At 62.4% G+C, this 1,241-nt stretch carries 2 pseudogenes; both read right to left on the bottom strand.

From position 1 onward, the window contains the following. Window positions 1–502: pseudogene (locus VQ044_RS25195) on the bottom strand (transposase); the annotation flags it as partial. 79 nt (window positions 503–581) lie between these two features. Further along, window positions 582–1,241, bottom strand: a pseudogene (locus VQ044_RS25205) (IS5 family transposase); the annotation flags it as partial.

Below are 1,241 nucleotides of genomic sequence, written 5' to 3' on the forward strand. Positions count from 1 at the left end.
CGTCACCGAGACCAGAGACTGACAGTTGGCCGTCTTCCCAAGCGCGGAGGCGTATTGTGGCGCAACGCCAACCGAGTGACGCCCCTTCTTCCGCAAAGCGGTGTCGTCGATGATCAACCAAGCACTGTCGCCGCCGACCAATTTGTCGGCTTCGACGAGAAGCAATGCTTCGAGGGACGCTGCATCCCAAACGCCACTGCCGATGAAATGATGAAGCTGATCGTAGCTCACGCCGCCGTCGCGTGCCGCCATCGGCTGAATGCTCTTGCGATCGCCAGGGCCAATCAGCCCCGCGATATAGGCCGGGCACATCCGTGCCCGCGTCTTGTGCCGNGCTCACGCCGCCGTCGCGTGCCGCCATCGGCTGAATGCTCTTGCGATCGCCAGGGCCAATCAGCCCCGCGATATAGGCCGGGCACATCCGTGCCCGCGTCTTGTGCCGAAGCGCCGCGGAAAACGGCGCCAGCCAGCGCTCCAGTTCAGCTTGCCAGTTCCTGTCCATGGCCGGCCTGCGCTCCAAAAAGCCGACCTCCTAGGAATCATCGAAAACCCATCCTGGGAATCTCTAAAATCCTCGCGCGCTAAAAATATGCCAAAGTAGTGCTAGGCTCAGGACTCATTGACCAGAGCCAGAAGATGATGGCTGCTGCGATGCAGATGGCGGAGAAGAAGGTGTGGGCGCATCGGTCGTAGCGGGTTGCGACGCGACGCCAGTCCTTGAGTTTGGCGAAGAGGTTCTCGACCTTGTGCCGCTGGCGGTAGAGGGTCTTGTCGTAGGCGAAGGGCGTCCTGCGGCTCTTCGATGAGGGGATGCAGGGCTCGATGCCTCTGGCTTCGAGCTCTTCGCGGAACCAGGCGCTGTCATAGCCCCGGTCGGCGATCAGGCTGGAGGCCGGCGGCAGAGCGTCGAGAACGAGACGGGCGCCCTTGTGGTCGCTCATCTGGCCTTCCGACAAGAGCAGGATGATCGGCCGACCATCATCGTCGCAGACGGCATGGAGCTTGGAGTTCAGCCCGCCCTTGGTGCGCCCGATACGTCGGGGAACATCCCTTTTTTAGAAGGCTCGCCGCCGTCCGGTGAGCCTTCAGATGGGTCGCGTCAATCATGATGCGCTCGGGCCTTGGCCCTTCTCCCGCCAAAGCCGAGAAGATCCGGTTGAAGACACCGAGCCGGCTCCAGCGGATGAAGCGGTTGTACAGCGTCTTGTGCGGGCCATAACCGGCCGGCGCGTCCTTCCACT

It is taken from the genome of Aurantimonas sp. C2-5-R2 (assembly GCF_036549495.1).
GTDB classification, from domain to species: Bacteria; Pseudomonadota; Alphaproteobacteria; order Rhizobiales; family Rhizobiaceae; genus Aurantimonas; species Aurantimonas coralicida_A.